This is a genomic window from Microbacterium sp. 18062 (assembly GCF_902706225.1).
Taxonomy (GTDB): Bacteria; Actinomycetota; Actinomycetes; order Actinomycetales; family Microbacteriaceae; genus Microbacterium.
Genome location: NZ_CACSKB010000042.1, coordinates 1 through 20,984 on the forward strand (window position 1 = coordinate 1; position 20,984 = coordinate 20,984).

The window sequence follows — 20,984 nt, forward strand, 5'->3', positions numbered from 1 at the left end:
CCCCACGGCTGGACTTTCCCCACCCCACGGAGCGCCCCGCAGGGGCGCTGAGCAGCTGACCCGAAAGTCTCCCCGGAGGGTGGCTGACGGGGCGCTCAGCCGACGAAGGCCCAGAACAGCAGCGCGCCGTAGGCGAGCGAGGCGAGCGAGGTCAGGCTGAGCGCGATCACGAGCTCCTTGGGCCTCCCGAACGTCCACACGATCAGGACGGCCGGGAGCGCCAGCAGCAGCGCCATGAGCGTCAGCCAGGCGATCGGGTAGAACACGGCGAGGAACGCCGAGATCCCGAACGGGACGAGCACGAACAGGGTGAACACCACCTGTGTGGCGCGCTTGCCGATGAGCACGCTGAGCGTGCGCTTGCCGGCCTGCCGGTCCTGCTCGATGTCGCGCAGGTTGTTGGCGAGCAGCACGGCGCACGCGAACAGCCCTGCGGCGACGGCGCCGAACCACGCCTCCTGGGGAACCGCCTGCACCTGGATCCAGGTCGTGCCGATCGTGGCGACCAGGCCGAAGAACACGAAGACGAAGACCTCGCCGAGCGCGTGGTAGCCATAGGGGCGCTTGCCGCCGGTGTAGAACCAGGCCGCGACGATGCAGACCGCGCCGATGGCGATCAGGTGCCACTGCTGTGTGCGGACGGTCATCGCGAGTCCCGCGATGCCGGCGAGCGCGAAGAAGGCCAGGGACACGGTGAGCACCGTGCGGGGCCTCGCCTTGCCTGCTCCGGTGAGGCGGGCGGGGCCCACCCGGAAGTCGTCGGTGCCGCGCACGCCGTCGCTGTAGTCATTCGCGTAGTTCACACCGATCTGCAGCAGCACGGCGACCGCGAGGCAGCCGAGCGCGAGCAGCCAATGGAGCTCGTTGTCCACGAGCCGGGCAGCGCCCGTGCCGATGAGCACGGGAGTGATCGCGAGCGGCAGGGTGCGCAGTCGCGCGGCGCCGATCCAGTCACCGGGCGTCGCACGCGCCTGAGCACGCGGGTCGCGAGGCTCGTGCGCCTTCTGTGGATTGCCGCGGGGGTGGGGGCGCTGCGCGCCGGAACGGGAACGTTTCTTGGTCTTGCCTGCCACGGGGAGCAATCCTAGGCCCGACGCCTACGATCACCCCAGCGCCGCCTGGGGCGAAACAGCGTCGCGAAGGGCGAAGACGGAGCGGCGAGGTCTCCGCCCAACGCGACCCCGCTTTCGTTCCGCCGGGCGCGGAGCGCGTGCAAGACGAAAGCGACCCCGTGGAACGGAGGCACCGCGCCCCTTCGTCTCGGAGCTTGCGCTCCTCGCTCAGGGACCGAGGAGGGAGACTCTCGATCAGGCGGATGCAGCGAGGCCGCGGAGCGCAACGCGGTCGGGCTTGCCGCTCGGCAGGGTCGGCACGGCGGCCACCCGCAGAAGGCGGGCGGGACGCGCGGCGGCACCGAGCTGCCCACCCACCGCGCGGCGCACGGCCGCGAGCAGCGCGGCATCCGCGCCCATCTCCGACACGACCGCATCCGCGCCCGGACCGGCCGCACCCGTGCCCGGGACCACGACGACGGACGCCTCACCCCACCGGTCGTCGGAAACCCCGACGACCGCGGCGTCCGCGAGTCCCGGCAACCCGCGGACGACGCGCTCGACACGGTCGAGCGACACGTTGACGCCCCCCGACACGATGACGTTGTCGATCCGCCCGGTCACCCGCAGCAGACCGTCCGCCCGCTCGGCCGCGTCGCCGGTGCGGTACCAGCGGGCGCCGTCGGCATCGCGGAGGAAGACCGCGTCGGTGCGTTCCGGCTCCCCGAGGTACCCGTCGGCGAGCATGGGACCTCTCAGCTGCAGCTCGCCGTCCTCGATCCGCGCTTCCACGCCCTCCAGCGGAACGCCGTCGTACACGCACCCGCCGCTCGTCTCGCTCGCCCCGTAGGTGCGGACGATGCGCGCGCCGAGCTCCGCAGCCCGCTCGCGCACGGGCGCCGGCAGCGCCTGGCCGCCGATCAGGATCGCCTCGTACGAGCGCAGCGCGGCGCGCACCTCGGGGTCGTCGTCCGCCGCATCCAGCAGCCGTACCAGCTGCGTCGGGACCAGCGAGGTGTACGTCGGGATGCGGGAGCCCCCGACGCTGGAGGCCATCAGCCGCGATGCCGAGACGAAGGACTGCGCCGTGAAACGCCCCTCGAGCACCGCCGGCTCGCGCCCTGCCATGAGCGAGCGCACGAGCACCTGCAGTCCCGCGACGTAGGCGGGCGGCAGGGCGAGCAGCCACGCGCCCTCGCCGATCCGCGCGCGGGTGGCGAACGCGCTGGCGACCAGCGCGTTGCGGCTGAGCACGACGCTCTTCGGGTAGCCGGTCGAGCCCGAGGTCGTCACGACCGCGGCCGTGCCCGGGGCAACCCCGACCGGCTCGTCGGCGCCGAGCAGCACCGCCGGCCCCGGCCCCTCGATCGCGCGGCGCACCGCACGCAGCACGTCGCGCGCGCGGGCTCCGTCGGGGGGAACCGCCCTCAGTAGTGCCACGGGTACGGCGACCAGTCCGGCTCGCGCTTCTCCAGGAAGGAGTCGCGGCCCTCCACCGCCTCGTCCGTGCCGTAGGCCAGTCGCGTCGCCTCGCCGGCGAACACCTGCTGCCCCACCAGGCCGTCGTCGACCGCGTTGAAGGCGAACTTCAGCATCCGGATCGCCGTCGGCGACTTGCCGAGGATGGTGCGGGCCATCGCGATCGCCTCGCGCTCGAGCTCCGCGTGCGGCACGACGCGGTTCACCGCACCGATCTCGTACGCGCGCTGCGCCGAGTACTCCTCCGCGAGGAAGAACACCTCGCGTGCGACCTTCTGCCCGACCTGGCGCGCCATGTACGCCGAGCCGTAGCCGGCGTCGAACGAGCCGACATCGGCATCCGTCTGCTTGAACCGGCCGTGCTCGGCCGATGCGATGGACAGGTCCGCGACGATGTGCAGCGAGTGCCCGCCGCCGGCGGCCCAGCCCGGGATCACCGCGATCACGACCTTCGGCATGAAGCGGATCAGGCGCTGCACCTCGAGGATGTGCAGGCGTCCCGCGCGGGCGGGGTCCGCCACGGCGCTCTCGTCGTCGGAGTACTTGTAGCCGTCGCGCCCGCGGATGCGCTGGTCACCGCCCGAGCAGAACGCCCAGCCGCCGTCCTTGGGGCTCGGGCCGTTGCCCGTGAGCAGCACCACGCCCACGCGCGGGTTCTGCCGGGCGTCGTCGAGCGCACGGTAGAGCTCGTCGACCGTGTGCGGGCGGAAGGCGTTGCGCACCTCGGGCCGGTCGAACGCGATGCGGGCGATCCGACCGTCGTTCGACAGATGCGAGGTGATGTCGGTGAACCGCTCGGCGCCCGGAGCGACCTGCCACTCGGCGGGGTCGAAGAGCTCGGAGACCTCGAACGGCTCGGTGACGCTCACACCGACACCCCGTTCCTGCCGTCGCGCCAGGCCAGCCACCGGCGCACGATGTCGTAGTCGTAGTCGGGACCGCCGAAGCCGAGGGTGAACAGGCGGGTGCCCGCGTCGTACAGAGCGTCGGCGACGGCGGCGTCGCGGTCCTTCAGCTCGTTCGAGACGAGGAGGCCCGATACGTCGCGCTGCTCGGACTCGGCCCACCGCTCGATGACGCCCACCTTGTGCACGACCTCCTCCGGGCTGACGAAGCTGTGCCAGATGTCCGCGTGCCGGGCGACGATCCGCAGCGTCTTCTGCTCCCCCTTGCCACCGATGAGCACGGGGATGCGGCGCGTCGGGGCCGGGTTCAGCTTCGCCCAGCGGGCGGTGACGCGGTCGAGTCCCGTGGCGAGGTCGTCCAGCCGTGACCCCGCGGTGCCGAACTCGTAGCCGTACTCGTCGTAGTCGCGCTCGAACCAGCCCGACCCGGTGCCGAAGATGAAGCGCCCCTCGGCGCCCGCCTTGGCCGAGATGTGGTCGATCGTGCGGGCCATGTCGGCCTGGAGATCGGGGTTGCGGTAGCTGTTGCAGTTCACGAGCGCGCCGAACTCGACCCGCTCGGTCTGCTCCGCCCACGCGGCGAGCATCGTCCACGACTCGAAGTGCGCACCATCCGGGTCGCCGTAGAGCGGGTAGAAGTGGTCCCAGTTGAAGAGCACGTCGACGCCGAGGTCTTCGAGGCGGAGGACGGCGTCGCGCAGGTCGCCGTAGGACACATGCTGGGGCTGGAGCTGCACGCCGAGGCGCACCGGGGTGTCGAGAAGCATGTCACCAGAGTAGAGCGCGACGGATGCCGAGGGCTGCGGCATCCGCCTCGCCTCCGGCTCAGCGCCTCGCGCGGACCGTCTTGATCGCGACGTCGGCGATGTCCCACAGTGCGATGCCCGCGATCGCGAAGCCGATCACCGTCGTCACGATGCCGTCGACGGCCTGGGCGGAGTCCGCGGGGATCAGCCGCGCCCAGAGGTCCGGGTCGATCAGCTCGCCCCGGGTCAGCAGCACGATCGCGGGGATCGCCACGGCGAGGGCCAGGACGGTGTTGACGATCGCGAGCGGAACCGTCCAGCGTCCGCGGAGGTGCACCACGACGCTCAGCACGCCTTCGGCGATCATGAGCGCGAACAGGACGGCGATCCCCCACGGCCACAGTCCGTCGTCGAGGACCGACAGCGGCTGCCAGGTGGCCGAGTCGGTGGCGGTCGCGGCGTCGCGGGCGAACCACGCCAGACCGACGAAGTGGTCCCAGACGATCGCCCCCGCGGCGAGCAGGAGGAAGACCAGGCTCGCCACCATGTCGCCGAACCCCGTCCCCCGTTCGCGGAGCTCGGGCAGGGAGTCTACCGTCCACGGCCCGCCGAGGGAGGCGTCGGCGCCCGATCGTTCGACGATGGCGAACACCAGCGCGGTCCAGAAGAACAGGTGCACCGTCACGCCGGTCAGCACCGCGAAGGCCGTGCCGATGATCTCGCCGATGCCGACACCGGCGAGCACCTGCCCGAGCGCGACGCCGAGCACGGCGCAGGGCAGCACGATCCACAGCAGGAGCTTGAGCAGCCGCCACCATTCGAGGTAGTAGCGCGGCCCGATCAGGTAGAGGCTGCGGTCGGTGTAGCCCGCGGCGAGCTTGTCGGGGTCGCCGAGCCCGGTGAGCACGTCGCGCTCCGCCTCGTCCTGCGGCGTCCCGTCCTCGATGCGCGCGTCGATCTGGTCGTCGATCGATGCGCGCAGCTCGGCCGCGAGGTCGGCCCGCTGGGACTCGGGCACGGTCCGCATCGCAGCGGCCACGTACCGATCGGTGCAGGTCGATCCGGTCATGTCAGTCCTCCTGGGGAAGGGCGTCGATCGCGACGGCGATCGCGCGGAAGTCGTCGGTCAGGGCGGCGGCCAGCCGGGAGCCCGCCGCGCTCGTGCGGTAGAACTTGCGGGGCCTGGCCTCGTCGGTGTTCCACTCGCTCGTGAGGTGGCCCTGCTTCTCCAGACGACGCAGCAGGGGGTACAGCGTGTTCGCGTCGGTGTCGAAGCCCCGACCGCTCAGCTCCTCGAGCAGCCCGTACCCGTAGCCGGGCTGCACGAGCAGACGAAGGCACGCGAGCACGATCGTGCCGCGCCGAAGCTCCTGCACGTGGGTCTCGAACGCGTCCGTCTCACTCACGCTCGAAAGCATACTGTGCGATACACACTATAGTCAATCACACATCACTGTAAGGATGCATTGTCGTCGACCGGGCCACCTGACAGGATGGGGGCAAGGAGGCTCGCATTGACCGCAAAGCCCTCGATCCGGCCCCCCGTCCGACACGCCGTCCTCGGAGCGCCCGCATCCCGTGAAGCGCAGCACGCCGCGCCGCACCGGATCCGCGACATCCGTCCCCCGAGCCTCGACAACGGGCCCTGACCGCGATGCGCGTCCCTCCCCTCGGCGAGATCCTCGCCTCAGCACGCGTCGTCGCCCTGCCCCTGCGCACGAGGTTCCGTGGCATCGACGTGCGCGAAGCGGTCCTCTTCGAAGGCCCCGAGGGCTGGACGGAGTTCTCGCCCTTCGCCGAGTACGACGACGCCGAGGCGTCCGCCTGGCTCGCCGCCGCGATCGACTTCGGATGGATGCCGCAGCCGCCCCCCGTGCGCGACACCATCCGCGTGAACGCCACGGTGCCGGCCGTCGACGCGGCAGCCGTCGCCGAGGTCCTCTCCGGCTTCCACGGATGCCGCACCGCCAAGATCAAGGTCGGCGAGCGCGGACAGACGCTCGTCGACGACATCGCGCGCGTCGCGGCCGTGCGGGCGGCGATGGGACCGGCTGGCCGCATCCGCGTGGACGCGAACGGCGCGTGGAACGTCGACGAGGCGGAGCACGCGATCCACGCTTTCGCCGAACACGACCTCGAGTACGCGGAGCAGCCGTGCGCGTCGGTGGAGGAGCTCGCGGAGCTGCGCCGGCGCGTGAGGTACATGGGCATCCCGATCGCCGCCGACGAGAGCGTGCGCAAGGCCGCCGACCCGCTCGCGGTCGCCCGCGCCGGCGCGGCCGACCTGCTCGTGATCAAGGCGCAGCCGCTCGGCGGCATCCGGCGAGCGCTCGGGATCGTCGCCGAGGCGGGTCTCCCGGCGGTCGTCTCGAGCGCCCTCGACACGTCCGTCGGCCTCGGGATGGGGCTCGCCCTGGCCGCGGCCCTGCCCGACCTCGAGTTCGACTGCGGGCTCGGCACGGCCTCGCTGCTCGCGGCGGACGTCACCGCCGAGCCGCTGCGCGCCCACGAGGGCGCCGTCGAGGCGCGGCGGGCCGTCGCCGACCCCGACCTGCTCCGGGCCCACGCGGCGTCCGCGGAGCGCCGCGGATGGTGGCTCGCCCGCCTCGAGCGCTGCCACGCGCGGCTCGCGAGCTGACCCGCGCGCCCGGGCGCTGCGCCCAGGCGCAGGGAGCGGCAGCCGCCGTCAGCGGGCGGCGGGGTCCGCGATGACCGTCGCGAGCAGGGCGGTGCGCTCGGTCACGAACCGCGCCGTCTGCTCGGGCGTCAGCTCCGCGATCGCGGCATGGATGCAGTTGGCGTCCCAACTGTCGATGATGAGCCGCCCCGCGTCCTCGGCCGGCATCCGCAGGACCAGGGAGTATGCCTCGGCGATGTCGAGGATGATGCCGGTGACACTGTGGACCATCGCCGCCTCCCACGCGAGGTAGGCTGCGGCCAGCTGCGGGTCGCGCATCGCGTTCGTGCGGATCTCGCTCATGAGCACCGTGGTCGCGCGTTCGTCGTGCTCCACGTCGAGCACCTGAGAGACGACGGCGGCGGGGTCGCGCGGGCGATCCTGCTCCGGGCCGAGCTCGCTCACACGCCGCACCACCCGGGCGAGCTTCTCCTCCGCGATCCGGCGCATCAGGGCCAGGAGCAGCTCCTCCTTCGAGCCGAAGTTCGAGTAGAAGGCGCCCCGCGTGAACCCGGCGCGCTCGCAGATCGCCTCCACCGAGGCGCCCTCGAGTCCGGATTCGGCGAACACCTCGGATGCGGCGTCGACGAGCCGCGCACGGGTGTTCTCCCGGCTGCGCGTCGCGGAGGGCTGCGACATGCACGACTCCTCTCGCCACCGCAGCGTGGCTGCACCGATCGCTCGGGGCTGTCACCGACCGCTCAGGCTTCAGGACGGCCTCGCCCCTAGGATACACACTCGTATCCGATACGATTCTGTATCGAACCCCGCCGACATCCGCAGCCTCGGAGACGCCCATGTCCACGCTCCTGTACTCGCTCGGCCGCTGGTCGTTCCGTCATCCGTGGCGCGTGCTCGTCGGCTGGGTGGTGGTGCTGGTGCTGGCCGGCGGCGCGATGGCGGTGCTCAGCGAGGGCACCGACGACAGCTTCTCGATCCCGGGCACCGAGTCGCAGGCCGGGCTCGAGCAGCTGAACCGCACTTTCCCCCAGGTCAGCGGCACCAATGCGCAGTTCATCGTCGTCGCGGCCCCCGGCGAGTCCGTCACCGCCGAGGTCTACCGCACGGCCGTCGACGAGACGATCACGCACATCGAGGGCCTCGACGGCGTGCTCGCGGTCACCGATCCCTACGGCGACACCGTGCAGGGCAGCATCTCCGACGACGCGGCCGCCGCCATCGTGCGTCTGCAGTTCGACGGCCAGGCCACGGACGTGCCCGAGGAGACGCGCACAGATCTCGAGGAGACGGTCGCCGGGCTCGAGCCGCTGCTGCCCGAGGGAGCGCAGGTGCAGCTCGGCGGCGACCTGTTCGCGGTGTCGCTTCCCGGTGTGACGATCACCGAGCTGCTGGGCCTCGTGATCGCCCTGCTCGTGCTCATCGTCACGTTCCGGTCGTTCGTGGTCGCGGGGCTCCCCCTGCTCACCGCCGTCCTCGGGGTCGGCCTGTCGATGGCGCTGATCTTCGTCGCCACCGCCTTCGCGACGATCTCCTCGACCACCCCGCTCCTCGCGCTCATGCTCGGGCTCGCCGTCGGCATCGACTACTCGCTCTTCATCATCTCGAGACACCAGGATCAGACCCGGGCCGGCGTCGATCCGGAGGAGTCCGCCGCCCGGGCGACCGGCACGGCCGGCTCAGCCGTGGTCTTCGCCGGCATCACCGTGCTGATCGCGCTCATCGGCCTCGGGTTCGCCGGCATCCCCTTCCTCACGACGATGGGCGTCGCCGCGGCGGTCGCCGTGGCGATCGCCGTCGCCGTCGCCGTGACCCTCACCCCGGCGCTGCTCGGGTTCGTGGGGGGCCGTGTGCTCGGATGGCGGCGGCGCCCGTCCGCCCGCGGCGGCACAGCTGCGGGCATCCCGAACACCGCGGACGCCACCGCGCCGGGCGACGCCCGTGCGGCTGCGGGCGCCGCGCCCGCGCGCCGAGGCTTCGCCGCGCGATGGGTCGGCCTCGTGACGCGGCATCCGGTGGTCACGACGGTCGCGGTCGTCGTCGCCCTCGGGGTCACCGCCATCCCGGCCGCGAGCCTCGCCCTCGCCCTGCCGAACGCCGGCCAGCTGCCGCAGGACGATCCCGCCCGCGTCTCCTACGACCTCACCGAGGAGCACTTCGGGCCGGGCGCCAACGGGCCGCTGATCATGACCGGCACGATCGTGACCTCGAACGACCCGGTGACGCTCATGGACGACCTCGGCGACGAGATCGCCCGGATCCCCGGCGTGAAGGAGGTCGCCCTCGCCACCCCGAACGAGACCGCCGACACCGGGATCGTGCAGATCGTGCCCGAGACGGCGCCCGACGACCCCGCCACCGCGGAGCTCGTGCGGGAGCTGCGCGCGCAGCACGACCGCCTCCTCGAGGAGTACGGCGTCGACCTGCAGGTGACCGGCTTCACCGCGGTCGCCATCGACATCTCCGACCGCCTCGGCGCCGCGCTCCTCCCGTTCGGCGTGTTCGTCGTCGGGCTCTCGCTCGTCCTGCTCATGATCGTGTTCCGCTCCGTCTGGGTGCCGATCAAGGCGGCGCTCGGCTACCTGCTCTCGGTCGCGGCCTCCTTCGGCATCGTCGCCGCGGTGTTCGAATGGGGGTGGTTCGCCGACCTCCTGCACGTCGCCAAGGTCGGACCGGTGATCAGCTTCATGCCGATCGTGCTCATGGGCGTGCTCTTCGGCCTCGCGATGGACTACGAGGTGTTCCTCGTCTCGCGCATGCGCGAGGACTTCGTGCACGCGCGCCGTGCCGCCGGCGGGCGGTCCACGCGCCGCATGGCGATCGACACCGTGCGCAGCGGCTTCACCGCCTCGGCGCGCGTGGTCACCGCCGCGGCCGTGATCATGTTCGCCGTGTTCGCCGCGTTCGTGCCCGAGGGCGACTCGAGCTTGAAGCCCATCGCCCTCGGGCTCGCCGCGGGCATCGTCATCGACGCGTTCCTGGTGCGGATGACACTGACCCCCGCCGTCATGGCGCTGCTCGGCGAGCGTGCCTGGTGGATGCCGCGCCGGCTCGACCGGCTTCTGCCCCACTTCGACATCGAGGGGGAGGCGGTCGAGCGCGAGCTCGCGCTCGAGGGATGGCCGGAACGTCCCGCCGCGATCACCGCGGAGGACGTCACCGTCCGCGCGTGGGACGGGCGGACGGGCACGGTGACGCTCCTCGACGGAGCGACGTTCCGCCTCGAGCACGGGCACTGCCTCGTCGTCACCGGCCCCCGCGCCGCGCGCCGCGCGCTGACGCTCGCCGTGGCGGGTCGCGTCGACCCGGACGCGGGGCTGCTCCGTGTCGCCGGGCATCTCCTCCCCGGCCGGGCCGCGTGGGTGCGCGCCCACGTCGGCGTCGCCCTGCTGGCCGGCGCGACGTCGCCCGCCGACGAGGTGCGCCGCGCCCTGGACGGCGACACGCGCATCGTCGTCATCGACGGGCTGGACCTGCTCGAGGGCGACGCCCGCGCCGAGGTCGCCGCGCTGCTGCGCGATGCCGCCGTGCCGCTCCGCGAACGCGCGGGGGACGCCGCATCACCGCTCACGATCGTCGCCGGCGCCGCAGACGCCGCTCGGGCGGAGTCGGTGCTCACCGCCGCGCTCCGCCCGCACATCACGACGATCGTCGTCGATTCCGGCGGCGCCGCCGAGCCATCCCCATCCGATCCCGCGAAGCCCGCGTCCGCTCCCCCTCTGACGGAGGTACCCGCATGACCCTCCCCGTGGAACGCTCCCGCACGCGCCGGCCGATCACCTGGGCCACGATCGTGGGCGTGCTGCTGCTGCCCGTCGTCATCGGCGGCATCCTGGTGGCCGCGCTCTACAACCCCACCGAGCGCCTCGACAACATGAGCGCCGCGATCGTGAACGACGACGAGCCCGTCGAGATCGAGGGGCAGCTCGCCCCGCTCGGGCGGCAGCTCGCCGGGGGCCTCGTCGCCGGTTCCGACGCGCTCGACAGCAACGTCTCCTGGACCATCTCGAACGACGAGGATGCGGCCGCCGGGCTCGCCGACGGCACCTACACCGCGATCGTCACCATCCCGGAGAACTTCTCCGCCGCGGCGACCTCGACCGCCCCGGGCGCCGTGCCCGAGCAGGCGACGATCGAGGTGCAGACCGCGCCGAACGGGCGCATCGTGGACGAGGCGATCACCGCGCAGATCGCCCAGACCGCCGCATCCGTCTTCGGGGCGGAGGTCTCGAAGACCTACCTCACGAACGTGCTGCTCGGCGTCACGACCCTGCACGATCAGCTGGGCGAGGCAGCCTCCGGGGCGGACGAGCTCGCGACCGGCGCCGGCCAGGCCGCCGATGGAGCGACGCAGCTCGCCGACGGTGCGGGGCAGCTCGCCGACGGAGCCGGGCAGCTCGCCACCGGTGCGAGCAGCCTCGCCGGCGGTGCGGGGCAGCTGTCCGGCGGCGTCGGACAGCTCTCCTCCGGCGCGACGCAGCTCGCGACGGGGGCGGCGGAGCTCTCCGGCGGTGCGGCGTCGCTGGCGCAGGGAACGGCGGATGCGGCGACCGGGCTCAACGCCTGGGCCGACGGAGGAGACCAGCTGGCGGCGGGCAACCGGCGGATCAGCGACGCGCTCGGCCAGGTCGCCGCGCAGATCCCGTCCGATCTGCCGCAGGTTCCGCAGGCCGTGATCGACGCCGCGAACCAGGTCGCGGCGAACGGAACCGCGATCAACCAGCAGCTGACGGAGGCGGCGGACCGACTCACCGCCCTCGCCGCGCAGTGCGACCCGTCGGTCACGCCCGACCTGTGCGCGGGTCTCGACCAGGCGGCGCAGAGCGCCCAGGACGCCCTGCCGACGGCGACCGGCATCGTCGACCAGGCGGGCGAGATCGCGACCGGCCTCGAGGGCATCAACCAGCTGCCGGCCCTGGGCACGGCGCTCTCGACACTGGCGGACCAGTCCGCGCAGGTGTCGACGGGCTTGGAGGGGCTCACTGCGAGCGCGCAGGAGGCCGCGGGCGGCGTGCAGGCGCTGAGCGACGGAGCCGCGCAGCTGAGCGCCGGGGCATCCGGGCTACAGAGCGGAGCCACGACCCTGGCCGCGGGCGCGTCGACCGCCGCGTCCGGCGCATCCGCGCTGCGCAGCGGCGCCGTGCAGCTGTCTGGCGGGGCGAGCGCCCTCGCCGAGGGCGCCGGCGAGGCGGCCTCGGGCGCGGGCGAGCTCGCGACCGGCATCACACAGCTCGCCGACGGCATCCGCACGCTCGCCGACGGTCTCGGCGCAGCGGTCGCGGAGATCCCCGCCTACACCGACGACGAGGCGCAGGAGCTGGCGACGGTCGTCGCCGACCCCGTCTCGGCCGAGGGCCTGGGCACGAATCTCTTCGGCGTCTCGGCCGTCCCCCTGCTCTCGGTGCTCGTGCTCTGGTTCGGCGGGCTCGGGTCGTTCGTCGTGCTGCAGGCGGTCTCCGCGCGAGCGCTGTCCAGCCGCAAGGCATCCGTCCTCCTCGCACTGGGCGGATTCGCCCCGGCCGCCGTCATCGGCGCCGTGCAGGGTGCGCTGGTCGCGGTCGTGGTGCAGGTCGCCGCATCCTACGACTGGGCCGAGTGGTCGCTCTTCGCCGCGCTCTGCGTCACCGCGGGCATCGCGTTCGCGGCGGTGAACCAGGCGCTCGTCGCCCTGTTCGGCGGCGCCGGCCGGTGGATCGCCGCCGTCGTCGGCGCGCTGACGCTCGCGACCGGCGTGGTCTCGACCGTGCCGGGCGTGCTCACGGCGGTTGCGGGGCTGCTGCCCGCCTTCCCCGCCTACGCGGCGATGCTCGGGGCCCTCACCCCGGCCGGCGGCGTCGGTGCGGGCCTGGTCGGCATGCTGATCTGGGCGGCGCTCGCCCTGGTGGCGACGACGATCGTGGTAGCCCAGCGCCGCAAGGTCTCCGCCCGCGCGCTGCTCACCGCATCCGCCCTCTGACCAGGCGCGTGTCTCCGTGTCCGCTGCGTGTGTCACTGACCGCTGCGTGTCTCACTGACCGCTGCGTGTCTCACTTGTGCAGGTGTTTTGCCCCCAGAGGCTGCATAAGTGAGACACGGATGCGGGGACGCTCGAGTCCCAGGGCGTGCGGCAACGAGCGGAAGTGCCTCAGCCGGTCAGTCCGCGCCCGACCGGCTCTGCCGGTCACCTCAGCCAGCCCGGCCGACTCAGCCAGCCCCAGGCAGCTCAACCAGCCCAGTCCAGCCCACGCCACGCCACGCCACGCCAACCAGATCAGGTCAGGCCGCTGTAGACGTGCAGGCCCTTGAAGAACATGTTCACGATCGTGAAGTTGAACATCACCGCGGTGAAGCCGATGATCGACAGCCACGCCGAGCGGGTGCCACGCCATCCGCGGGTCGCCCGCGCGTGGATGTACCCGGCGTAGAGCACCCAGATCACGAAGGTCCACACCTCCTTCGTGTCGAAGCCCCAGTAGCGGCCCCACGCGTCGTTTGCCCAGATGGACCCCGCGATGAGGGTGAACGTCCAGAAGATGAAACCGATGATCGCGAAGCGGTAGGCGAGCGACTCGAGGTTGTCGGCGCTCGGCACGAGCCGCAGGAACCCCGGCCCCGTCCTCAGGCCCACCTCGGCGGCTGCGGCCTTGCGCTCCCGCCTCGCCTGGAGCAGCTGCAGCACCGACAGGGCGAACGCGAGCGCGAACAGCGCCGTCGCGAGCGACGCGACGAAGACGTGGATGACGAGCCAGATGCTCTTCAGCGGGTCCGACAGCGGCGAGACGTCGACGTGGAAGAGCGTGGCCCCGCCCATCAGCACCGCGACGAGGCCGGTGATGAACGCGCCGAGGAACCGCAGGTCGTAGCGGAACAGCACCCCGAGGTAGACCGCGACGATCAGCAGCGTGCCCGTCATCGCGAACTCGTACATGTTCGACCACGGCACGCGCTCGGCGGCGATGCCCCGCGTCACCGTCGCGCCGAGGTGGAAGAGGAACCCTAGCCAGGTGAGCGAGGTGCCGATCCTCGCCCAGAGCGGCCGCGCGCGGTCGCGGCCCCGTGCGGAGAGGGATGCGGCGGCCGCGTCCTCGCTCGCCCGCACCTGCGCGATCGTCTCGCCGCGGGCGCCGACGAGCTCGCGCTCGCGCACCACGGCGTCCTGGGCGTCCGCCGCCTGCGCGGAGCGCCGGGCGAGGTCGATCGCGTAGGCCACGAACGCGATCGCGTAGATCGCGATGGCCGTCCAGACCAGCAGCAGCGAGACGTCGTCGAGCGAGAGCTGTTCGGTCATGGCGTCAGTCTACTTTCGAGGTCGGCCGGGACGGCGGGTCGTCGGATGCGGTTTGCCCGGGCTCGGCGGTTGGCGCAGGCTCCGTGGCGGGTCCGGATTCCGCGTCCTCCGCACCGAGCGCCGCGGCGGCCGCGGAGCCGTGGCGGGCGGAGAGCTGGTCGACGGCGACGGCGAGCTGCGGATCCTCGCCGCGGGCGAGCGCCGCGTACTCGATGCGGAGGGCGCCGGCCTCGGGCGTCACCCGCACCCACATGCGTCGACGCGGCACGAAGAGCGCGAGGAGCAGGCCCGACAGCGCCAGCACCGCGAACAGCAGCACCCACGGGGCTCCGACGTCGTGGTGGATCGAGAGCGACACGAAGCGCTTGACCGATCCGCCGAAGTCGCCGTCGGGCGAGAGCGATTCCAACGTGCCGTCGGTGACCTCGTTCGCGGTGGGGTCCGCGGCGTTCTCGAACGTGATCGTGCCGAGGCCGTTCGGCAGATCGGTGGTCTGGCCCGGCAGCAGCTGGATCGACTCGAGGTCGGTCTCGCGCCCGGTGAGCTTCGTCATGTCGCCGGTGTCGAGCGTGTACACCGAGCGGGGCGTGCCGTCGTCGATCCCGAGGTCGCCGGAGTACACGTCGAGCGACAGCACCGGGAAGATCAGGTCGGGGTACACCGAGGTGAAGGCCTCGGTCGTGAGCGGCTGCGCCGTCGGGTAGAAGAACCCGACGAGCCCGAGCTGCTCGGGCAGGCCGTCTGCGATCTTCACGACCCCGAGCGAGGTCATGTTGGTGTCCTGCGGCAGGAAGGGCACGTTGTCGTGGAAGATGACCTCGCCCGCGGCGTCGCGCACCGTGATGGTCGGCGCGTAGCCGTTGCCCATCAGGTAGACGCGGTCGCCGGCGATGTCGAGCGGATGGTTCACCCGCACCTCGCCGGTCTGCGGCTCCTGGCCGGGCAGCTGCGTGGTGACGTGCGCGACGAAGTCGCCCGCCTGGCCCGCCGCGACGGTGCCGGCCGGCTGGTAGGTCAGGTCGAACCGGTCGAGCGAGATCGCGTACGGCGCGAGGTTGTCGGCGTTGACGAAGCGCCCGGGGTTGAACGAGGAGTAGTCGGTCAGCGCGTTCGCGAAGCTCTGCCCTTCCACGATCGCCCTCTGACCGGTGTAGGTGAGCGCCCCGCCGACGCCGACCGCGATGAGCACGCCGACGAGCGCGATGTGGAAGAGCAGGTTGCCGGTCTCGCGGAGATATCCGCGCTCGGCCGACACCGAGAGCGACCCGCGCGCGTCGTAGCGCTGCACCCGGTAGCGGGCGCCGCGCAGCTGGGTCTCGGCGAGCGCGATCGCCTCTTCGGCGGCGGCGGCCGTATCCGCCCCTTCGGGCAGCGTCAGCACCCGCTCGCGGTGGTCGTCGAGACGGCCGAGACGCGCGGGGGTGCGCGGCGGCTGCGCACGCAGGGCCTTCCAGTGGTGCTTCGTGCGCGGGATCACGCAGCCGATCAGCGAGACGAACAGCAGCAGGTAGATCGCCGAGAACCACGGCGACGTGTACACGTCGAACAGCGAGATCCCGTCGAGGATCGGAAAGAGATCGGGGTTGTCGGTGCGGAACTGCGTGACGCCGTTCGGATCCGCGGAGCGCTGAGGGAAGATCGACCCCGGCACGGCCGCGATCGCGAGCAGCAGCAGCAGCACGAGGGCCGTCCGCATGCTGGTGAGCTGACGCCACCCCCACCGCAGCCACTCGACGAGTCCGAGCCGCGGCGAGGTCACGCCGTCGCCGTCGAATGCTCCCGCGGATGCCGCCGGGAGCCCGTCGACGTGGTCGGCGGGGCGGAGCGGATCGGTCGTCTCGCCGTCGGAGCGGTCAGAGCCGTCGGAGCCCTCAGAGCGGTGCCGGGACATTGACGAACACCCCCTGGAGGTGGGACATGAGGGCTCCCCAGACGCCCGTGACCATGAGCAGGCCCAGGGCGATCAGCAGGACCCCGCCGAGGATGTTCACGGCACGGATGTGGCGGCGCAGGAACGCGACCGAGCGGGACGCCCAGCCGAAGCCCGCGGCCAGCAGCAGGAACGGGATGCCGAGGCCCAGCGAGTAGGCGAGGCCGAGCACCGCGGCGCGACCCGGGTCGCCGAGGTTCCACGACACGGCGATGATGGCGCCGAGGGTCGGGCCGATGCACGGCGCCCACCCGATGCCGAGCGCGAGGCCGAGCAGCGGCGCCCCGGCGAGGCCGACCCGGCTGCGGACGGCGGGTTTGAGCGTCCGCTGCGCGAACCCGAACAGCCCCACGAACACGAGGCCGAGGAGGATCACGACGACGCCGAGGAGACGCGTGATGACGTCGGCGTACTCGAGGAAGAACCGGCCGAGCGTGCCGCCGAGGACGACCACGGTCATGAAGACGACCGTGAAGCCCGCGATGAACAGCAGCACGCCGAGCATCAGCCGGCCGCGACCGTTGTCCCGGCCCTTGCCGGTGCCCTCGACCTGCCCGCCCAGGAAACCCAGGTAGCCGGGCACGAGCGGCAGCACGCACGGCGAGAGGAACGACACGAGTCCGGCGGCGAGGGCGAGCGGGACCGCCAGCCAGAGCGCTCCTTCCGCGACGATGCCGCTCACGAGGTCTCGGCGAGCGCGTCGCGGACGAGGGTCGTCAGGATGCTGGGTGCCGACAGCTCGCCGACGATGCGGGCGGCGACACGGCCCTCGGCGTCGAGCACGAGGGTCGTGGGGGTCGCGCTCAGCGGCGTCGCGTCGACGAAGGCGAGCTTCAGCTCGCGGTCGTCGACCGCGAGCATGCTCGGATAGCTGACCCCGTTGTCCCGCGCGAAGGCCAGGGCGGTCGCCGCCTGGTCGTAGGTGTTGAGGCCGAGGAAGGTGACCGCCTCGTCGGCGACCGCCTGGTACGCCTCTTCCAGCCGCGGCGCCTCGACGATGCACGGCCCGCAGGCGGCGTACCAGAAGTTGACGACGACGACGTCGCCGGCCACGTCCTCGCTCGTGATGGTCTCGCCCGTGTCGGTGACGCCCGAGAAGACGACCGGATCGGTGCGCTCGGACTCGGGGATCTCGACGACCTGGAACCCGTCGGCGCCGATGTACCCCTTGTTCGATCCCTCGCGGTACTGGTCGGCGAGCGTGTCGTTCGTGCACGCGGCGAGCCCCGCGGCGAGGATCCCCACGAGAGCGACGGATGCGGCGCGCCCGAGGCGCTTCCGGATGCTCATACTGCTCCTACGTCGATGCTGCCCGCGGCGGTCGCGGGTTCCGCGTAGCCGACCTCGCGCCAGGCGCCGGGACCGCCCGCGAAGGTGGTGACGCTCGAGAGGGCGCAGCGGCGCCTGCGCGGGTCGTGCCGGAGGGGCTCCCCCGCGACGGCGAGGTGGGTGACCCAGATCGGCAGCTGGTGGCTGACGATCACGACGTCGCCCGCGGGCACGGCGTCCCAGGCGCGGCCCATGGCGCGCTGCATCCGCTCGACGACCTGCGCGTAGGGCTCGCCCCAGCTCGGCACCTCGGGACGGGCGAGGTGTCGCCAGTTCAGCGGGTTCATCAGCGCGCGCTTCATCCGCCGCCCCTCGAAGACGTTCGTCGGCTCGATGACGTCCTCGGTGACGACCGGCTCGAGGCCGAAGATCTCGGTGAACGGCTCGGCCGACTCGCGTGCACGCTGGAGGGGCGAGCAGACCAGCGCCGTCACGGGGCGCTCAAGACCGTGCACGTATTCCGCGGCCTGTCGCGTCATGAGACGGCCGGCGACGCTCAACCGGAAGTTCGGCAGACGCCCGTAGAGCACGCGGGAGGGGTTGTGGACCTCCCCATGGCGCACGAGATGAAGGCGGTCGGCGGGCACTCGCCAAGTCTACGTGGGAGGGTTCTCTGGATTGCCTGAACGCCCGCCCTGAGACTCAGTCGGCGGCGGGGTCGGGCTCGCCGCGCTGGCGCAGGAGCGACCGGATGCGCACGTAGAGGAACCAGGCGACGCCGACGAAGACCGCGGCGATGACGATGTACTGCAGCACGTCGGCGTAGCGCTCGACGATCGGCCACGCCTCACCGAGGAAGAAGCCGGCCAGCACGAAGATCGTGTTCCAGATGAGGCTGCCGGCCCCGGTCAGCAGGCCGAACTTCCACAGGGGCATCCGGGTGACACCCGCCGGGATCGAGATGAGGCTCCGGAAGATGGGGATCATGCGGCCGAAGAAGACGGCCTTGCCACCGTGCCGGGTGAACCAGGCGACGGTGCGGTCGATGTCCTCCGGATGCAGCAGCGGGATCTTCGCCGCGATGCGGCGGAGGCGGTCGACGCCGAGCCAGGCACCGATGCCGTAGAGAGCGAAGGCGCCCACGAGCGATCCCAGCGTCGTCCAGATGAGCGCCTCGGCGAGGGTGAAGGTGCCGCGGCTCGCGGTGAGCCCCGCCATCGGCAGGATCGCCTCGCTCGGCAGCGGCGGGAAGAGGTTCTCCAGCGCGATCGCGATGCCGGCGCCGACCGGACCGATCACCTCCATGAGGGAGACGATCATGTCCATCAACGAGGTCAGCCAGGATCCCTCGTCGGCGCGGGCGTGCACTGCGGTGTCGGTCATCGGGTGTCCTCATCGGGGGCTCGGTGATCGGCACGCCACGCAGGAGCGGGCGCTGCTGAGCACAGGGTACGGCCCGAAGGTGAACCGCCGCTGTGAGCGGGCGCGGGGGGACGAGCGCGGGCCGCAGCCCCGGGGCTCAGGTCGCGGCCCAGACGAGGAAGGCGCCGAGGAGGCAGAGCGCGGCCATCAGGGCGGCACCGGCGAGCGGCACCCAGAACCCCCGCCGACGGACCACCAGCAGCACCGCCCCGACGAACAGCGCCAGCGCCACCACGAGCCAGGGTGCGGTGAACGATACCCAGACCCCGATCTCGAACAGCCCGTCCTGGCAGATCCGTCCCGCGCCGCCGCACGCCTCGTCGGAGAGCCCCACGAGGAGCGCGTACCCGGACGCGACCACCGCCGCGGCGATCAGAAGGAGCAGCAGCACGACGGTCAGCGCGATGTCCCAGCCCTTGCGACGACGCGCCGGACGCTCGGTCGCCGGCCTGCGGGGCTCGCGCTCCGCAGGGGACTCGGCGCTGGCGCGGGTCTCCTGCTCGGCCGATGCGGACGGCACCTGCGGCCCGACCCGGAAGGCCTCCGGAGGCATCGTGTAGACGCCGGGGTCGTCGCCCGGCCGCGATCCGCTCACCTCGCCATCGTACGGCGCCCTCGTCGCCGGTCGACGCCCCCGTAGACTGGTCCCTCGTGAGCGAACGCGTCCTCGTACAGCAGCTGAAGTCCCTGCCGGCCGGCACCGTCACGGTGTCCGGGTGGGTCGAGACCGTCCGTGACCAGAAGAAGGTGCAGTTCGTCATCCTTCGCGACGAGACGGGCGCGGTGCAGCTGGTGAACCCGGCGACCCGCGAGCTCGCCGAGGACGCGGATGCGGGCGCCGCCGCATCCCTCGCCCTGACCGAGACGATCTCGAATCTCGCGACCGGCACCTTCCTCACCGTCACCGGCGAGCTGAAGCACGACGAGCGCGTCAAGCTCGGCGGCGTCGAGGTGAGGATCGCGCGGCTCGAGATCGCGGCCGCCGCGAACCCGGAGACGCCGATCGCGGCCGACTCGAGCGTCGACAAGCGGATGGACTGGCGCTTCCTCGACCTGCGCCAGCGTCGCAACAACCTCATCTTCCGGGTGCAGACGACCCTCGAGCACGCCCTCCGCACCTACTGGATCGAGCGCGACTACATCGAGGTGCACTCGCCGAAGCTGATGGCGTCGCCGTCGGAGTCGAACGCGGAGCTCTTCGAGGTGCCCTACTTCGAGGACAAGACGGCCTACCTCGCGCAGAGCCCGCAGTTCTTCAAGCAGATGGCGCAGGTCGCCGGGTTCGGCAAGATCTTCGAGATCGCCCCCGCCTTCCGCGCCGACCCCTCCTTCACGAGCCGGCACGCGACCGAGTTCACCTCGATCGACGCGGAGATCAGCTGGGTCGACTCGCACGAGGACGTCGCGCGGATGCAGGAGGAGCTGCTGCAGTTCGCGTTCCAGGCCGTGAAGGACAAGCACGGCGCCGAGATCGAGGAGCTGTTCGGCCTCGAGGTGCAGGTGCCCGCCATCCCCTTCCCCCGCATCCCGCTCGCCGAGGCGCGCGAGATCGTCGCGAAGCGCGGCTACGAGATCCCCCGCACCGACGGCGACCTCGACCCCGAGGGCGAGCGTCAGATCGCGGCCTACGTCGAGGAGACGTACGGCCACCAGTTCGTGTTCGTCACCGACTACCACCCCGAGATCCGCGCGTTCTACCACATGCGCGACGAGCAGACCGGGCTGACCCGCAGCTACGACCTGCTGTTCAAGGGCGTCGAGATCACGACCGGCGCGCAGCGCGAGCACCGCGTCGACGTGCTGATCGAGCAGGCGAGGGAGAAGGGCCTCGATCCCGAGCACCTCGACTTCTACCTCGACTTCTTCCGCTACGGCGCGCCGCCGCACGGCGGGTTCGGCATGGGCCTTGCCCGCGTGCTGATGCTGCTGCTCGGCGAGTCCTCCATCCGCGAGGTCACCTACCTCTTCCGCGGCCCGACCCGTCTCGCCCCGTAGGCTCTGCCCGTTCCCCGCATCCGATGCCCCCGTGCGCCCGGCGACACCCCACGGCGTACGTCGAGCACGGCGACGCGGTGCGGGTCGCGCTCGAGGCCGCCCCGGTCATCGCCCGCCCGGTCGGCTCGCGGAAGGAACAGCGAGACGGCGTTCCTCCCGCGGTCCCACCCCGCTTCTCGCCTCGCGCACCCTGCCCCTCCGGCCGGACCCGGTGCTGATCGCCGCCACATCGACGCTCAGAGCGAATCGGTACGCGGACCGCGTCCACCGGAATCGACGACGAC

At 72.1% G+C, this 20,984-nt stretch carries 18 protein-coding genes; 4 read left to right on the plus strand and 14 right to left on the minus strand.

The annotated features are described in order from the left end of the window. Nucleotides 1-95: 95 nt before the first annotated feature. The 6 genes from GVL03_RS14400 to GVL03_RS14425 form a co-directional block, all read right to left on the minus strand. A complete protein-coding gene (locus GVL03_RS14400; RefSeq protein ID WP_159501699.1) occupies nt 96-1,073 on the minus strand; it encodes a 1,4-dihydroxy-2-naphthoate polyprenyltransferase in 978 nt (325 codons plus the stop codon). 234 nt (nt 1,074-1,307) lie between these two features. Next, entirely contained in the window at nt 1,308-2,483 is a 1,176-nt protein-coding gene (locus GVL03_RS14405) for an AMP-binding protein (protein WP_373683845.1), read from the minus strand. Next, on the minus strand, nt 2,480-3,400 hold the full coding sequence (locus tag GVL03_RS14410; RefSeq protein WP_159501701.1) for a 1,4-dihydroxy-2-naphthoyl-CoA synthase: 921 nt from the start codon (nt 3,398-3,400) through the stop codon (nt 2,480-2,482). The genes GVL03_RS14405 and GVL03_RS14410 overlap by 4 nt, the downstream gene beginning before the upstream one ends. Further along, on the minus strand, nt 3,397-4,203 hold the full coding sequence (locus GVL03_RS14415; RefSeq protein ID WP_159501702.1) for an LLM class F420-dependent oxidoreductase: 807 nt from the start codon (nt 4,201-4,203) through the stop codon (nt 3,397-3,399). The genes GVL03_RS14410 and GVL03_RS14415 overlap by 4 nt, the downstream gene beginning before the upstream one ends. A gap of 58 nt (nt 4,204-4,261) precedes the next feature. Then, the gene (locus GVL03_RS14420) at nt 4,262-5,251 is read right to left on the minus strand and encodes a permease prefix domain 1-containing protein (RefSeq protein WP_159501703.1); all 990 of its coding nucleotides are present in this window, start codon (nt 5,249-5,251) and stop codon (nt 4,262-4,264) included. Nucleotide 5,252: 1 nt separating this feature from the next. Further along, nucleotides 5,253-5,600: a PadR family transcriptional regulator gene (locus GVL03_RS14425; protein WP_159501704.1), complete on the minus strand. Its 348-nt coding sequence runs from the start codon at nt 5,598-5,600 to the stop codon at nt 5,253-5,255. Between the two features lie 236 nt (nt 5,601-5,836). Between GVL03_RS14425 and GVL03_RS14430 the strand changes: the two genes are divergently transcribed. After that, nucleotides 5,837-6,820: an o-succinylbenzoate synthase gene (locus GVL03_RS14430; protein WP_159501705.1), complete on the plus strand. Its 984-nt coding sequence runs from the start codon at nt 5,837-5,839 to the stop codon at nt 6,818-6,820. Nucleotides 6,821-6,868: 48 nt separating this feature from the next. Here the strand turns inward: GVL03_RS14430 and GVL03_RS14435 are convergent, their stop codons facing one another. Continuing rightward, complete coding sequence (locus GVL03_RS14435; RefSeq protein ID WP_159501706.1) at nt 6,869-7,498, minus strand: TetR/AcrR family transcriptional regulator; 630 nt, start codon at nt 7,496-7,498, stop codon at nt 6,869-6,871. A gap of 158 nt (nt 7,499-7,656) precedes the next feature. Here GVL03_RS14435 and GVL03_RS14440 point away from each other — a divergent pair, with 158 nt between their 5' ends. Further along, nucleotides 7,657-10,557 (plus strand): efflux RND transporter permease subunit, encoded by a 2,901-nt coding sequence (locus tag GVL03_RS14440; protein ID WP_159501707.1) that lies wholly within the window; start codon nt 7,657-7,659, stop codon nt 10,555-10,557. Next, nucleotides 10,554-12,773 (plus strand): YhgE/Pip family protein, encoded by a 2,220-nt coding sequence (locus GVL03_RS14445; RefSeq protein WP_159501708.1) that lies wholly within the window; start codon nt 10,554-10,556, stop codon nt 12,771-12,773. The genes GVL03_RS14440 and GVL03_RS14445 overlap by 4 nt, the downstream gene beginning before the upstream one ends. A gap of 294 nt (nt 12,774-13,067) precedes the next feature. Here GVL03_RS14445 and ccsB read toward each other — a convergent pair whose 3' ends face one another. The 7 genes from ccsB to GVL03_RS14480 form a co-directional block, all read right to left on the minus strand. Continuing rightward, nucleotides 13,068-14,084 carry a c-type cytochrome biogenesis protein CcsB gene (gene ccsB / locus GVL03_RS14450; protein WP_159501709.1) on the minus strand — a complete coding sequence of 339 codons (1,017 nt, stop codon included), beginning with the start codon at nt 14,082-14,084 and terminating at the stop codon, nt 13,068-13,070. Between the two features lie 4 nt (nt 14,085-14,088). After that, nucleotides 14,089-15,975 carry a cytochrome c biogenesis protein ResB gene (locus tag GVL03_RS14455; RefSeq protein WP_159501710.1) on the minus strand — a complete coding sequence of 629 codons (1,887 nt, stop codon included), beginning with the start codon at nt 15,973-15,975 and terminating at the stop codon, nt 14,089-14,091. Beyond that, on the minus strand, nt 15,956-16,696 hold the full coding sequence (locus GVL03_RS14460) for a cytochrome c biogenesis protein CcdA (protein ID WP_159501711.1): 741 nt from the start codon (nt 16,694-16,696) through the stop codon (nt 15,956-15,958). Before GVL03_RS14460 ends, GVL03_RS14455 begins: the two co-directional genes overlap by 20 nt. Next, complete coding sequence (locus GVL03_RS14465) at nt 16,693-17,304, minus strand: TlpA disulfide reductase family protein (RefSeq protein ID WP_159501712.1); 612 nt, start codon at nt 17,302-17,304, stop codon at nt 16,693-16,695. Before GVL03_RS14465 ends, GVL03_RS14460 begins: the two co-directional genes overlap by 4 nt. Then, entirely contained in the window at nt 17,301-17,930 is a 630-nt protein-coding gene (locus GVL03_RS14470) for a histidine phosphatase family protein (RefSeq protein WP_159501713.1), read from the minus strand. Before GVL03_RS14470 ends, GVL03_RS14465 begins: the two co-directional genes overlap by 4 nt. Nucleotides 17,931-17,985: 55 nt before the next feature. Continuing rightward, nucleotides 17,986-18,666: a DedA family protein gene (locus tag GVL03_RS14475; RefSeq protein WP_159501714.1), complete on the minus strand. Its 681-nt coding sequence runs from the start codon at nt 18,664-18,666 to the stop codon at nt 17,986-17,988. A 136-nt stretch (nt 18,667-18,802) separates the two neighbouring features. Beyond that, the gene (locus GVL03_RS14480) at nt 18,803-19,300 is read right to left on the minus strand and encodes a DUF6264 family protein (RefSeq protein WP_159501715.1); all 498 of its coding nucleotides are present in this window, start codon (nt 19,298-19,300) and stop codon (nt 18,803-18,805) included. 56 nt (nt 19,301-19,356) lie between these two features. Here GVL03_RS14480 and aspS point away from each other — a divergent pair, with 56 nt between their 5' ends. Beyond that, nucleotides 19,357-20,700, plus strand: coding sequence for an aspartate--tRNA(Asn) ligase (gene aspS / locus GVL03_RS14485; RefSeq protein ID WP_159501716.1), 1,344 nt, complete (start codon nt 19,357-19,359; stop codon nt 20,698-20,700). The last annotated feature ends 284 nt before the right edge of the window (nt 20,701-20,984 follow it).

Coding starts and splice junctions, on each gene's coding strand:
- GVL03_RS14415 (WP_159501702.1), bottom strand. CDS start 4,203: ATGCTTCTCGACACCCCGGTGCGCCTCGGCGTGCAGCTCCAGCCCCAG.
- GVL03_RS14420 (WP_159501703.1), bottom strand. CDS start 5,251: ATGACCGGATCGACCTGCACCGATCGGTACGTGGCCGCTGCGATGCGG.
- GVL03_RS14425 (WP_159501704.1), bottom strand. CDS start 5,600: ATGCTTTCGAGCGTGAGTGAGACGGACGCGTTCGAGACCCACGTGCAG.
- GVL03_RS14430 (WP_159501705.1), top strand. CDS start 5,837: ATGCGCGTCCCTCCCCTCGGCGAGATCCTCGCCTCAGCACGCGTCGTC.
- GVL03_RS14435 (WP_159501706.1), bottom strand. CDS start 7,498: ATGTCGCAGCCCTCCGCGACGCGCAGCCGGGAGAACACCCGTGCGCGG.
- GVL03_RS14440 (WP_159501707.1), top strand. CDS start 7,657: ATGTCCACGCTCCTGTACTCGCTCGGCCGCTGGTCGTTCCGTCATCCG.
- GVL03_RS14445 (WP_159501708.1), top strand. CDS start 10,554: ATGACCCTCCCCGTGGAACGCTCCCGCACGCGCCGGCCGATCACCTGG.
- ccsB (WP_159501709.1), bottom strand. CDS start 14,084: ATGACCGAACAGCTCTCGCTCGACGACGTCTCGCTGCTGCTGGTCTGG.
- GVL03_RS14455 (WP_159501710.1), bottom strand. CDS start 15,975: ATGTCCCGGCACCGCTCTGAGGGCTCCGACGGCTCTGACCGCTCCGAC.
- GVL03_RS14465 (WP_159501712.1), bottom strand. CDS start 17,304: ATGAGCATCCGGAAGCGCCTCGGGCGCGCCGCATCCGTCGCTCTCGTG.
- GVL03_RS14475 (WP_159501714.1), bottom strand. CDS start 18,666: ATGACCGACACCGCAGTGCACGCCCGCGCCGACGAGGGATCCTGGCTG.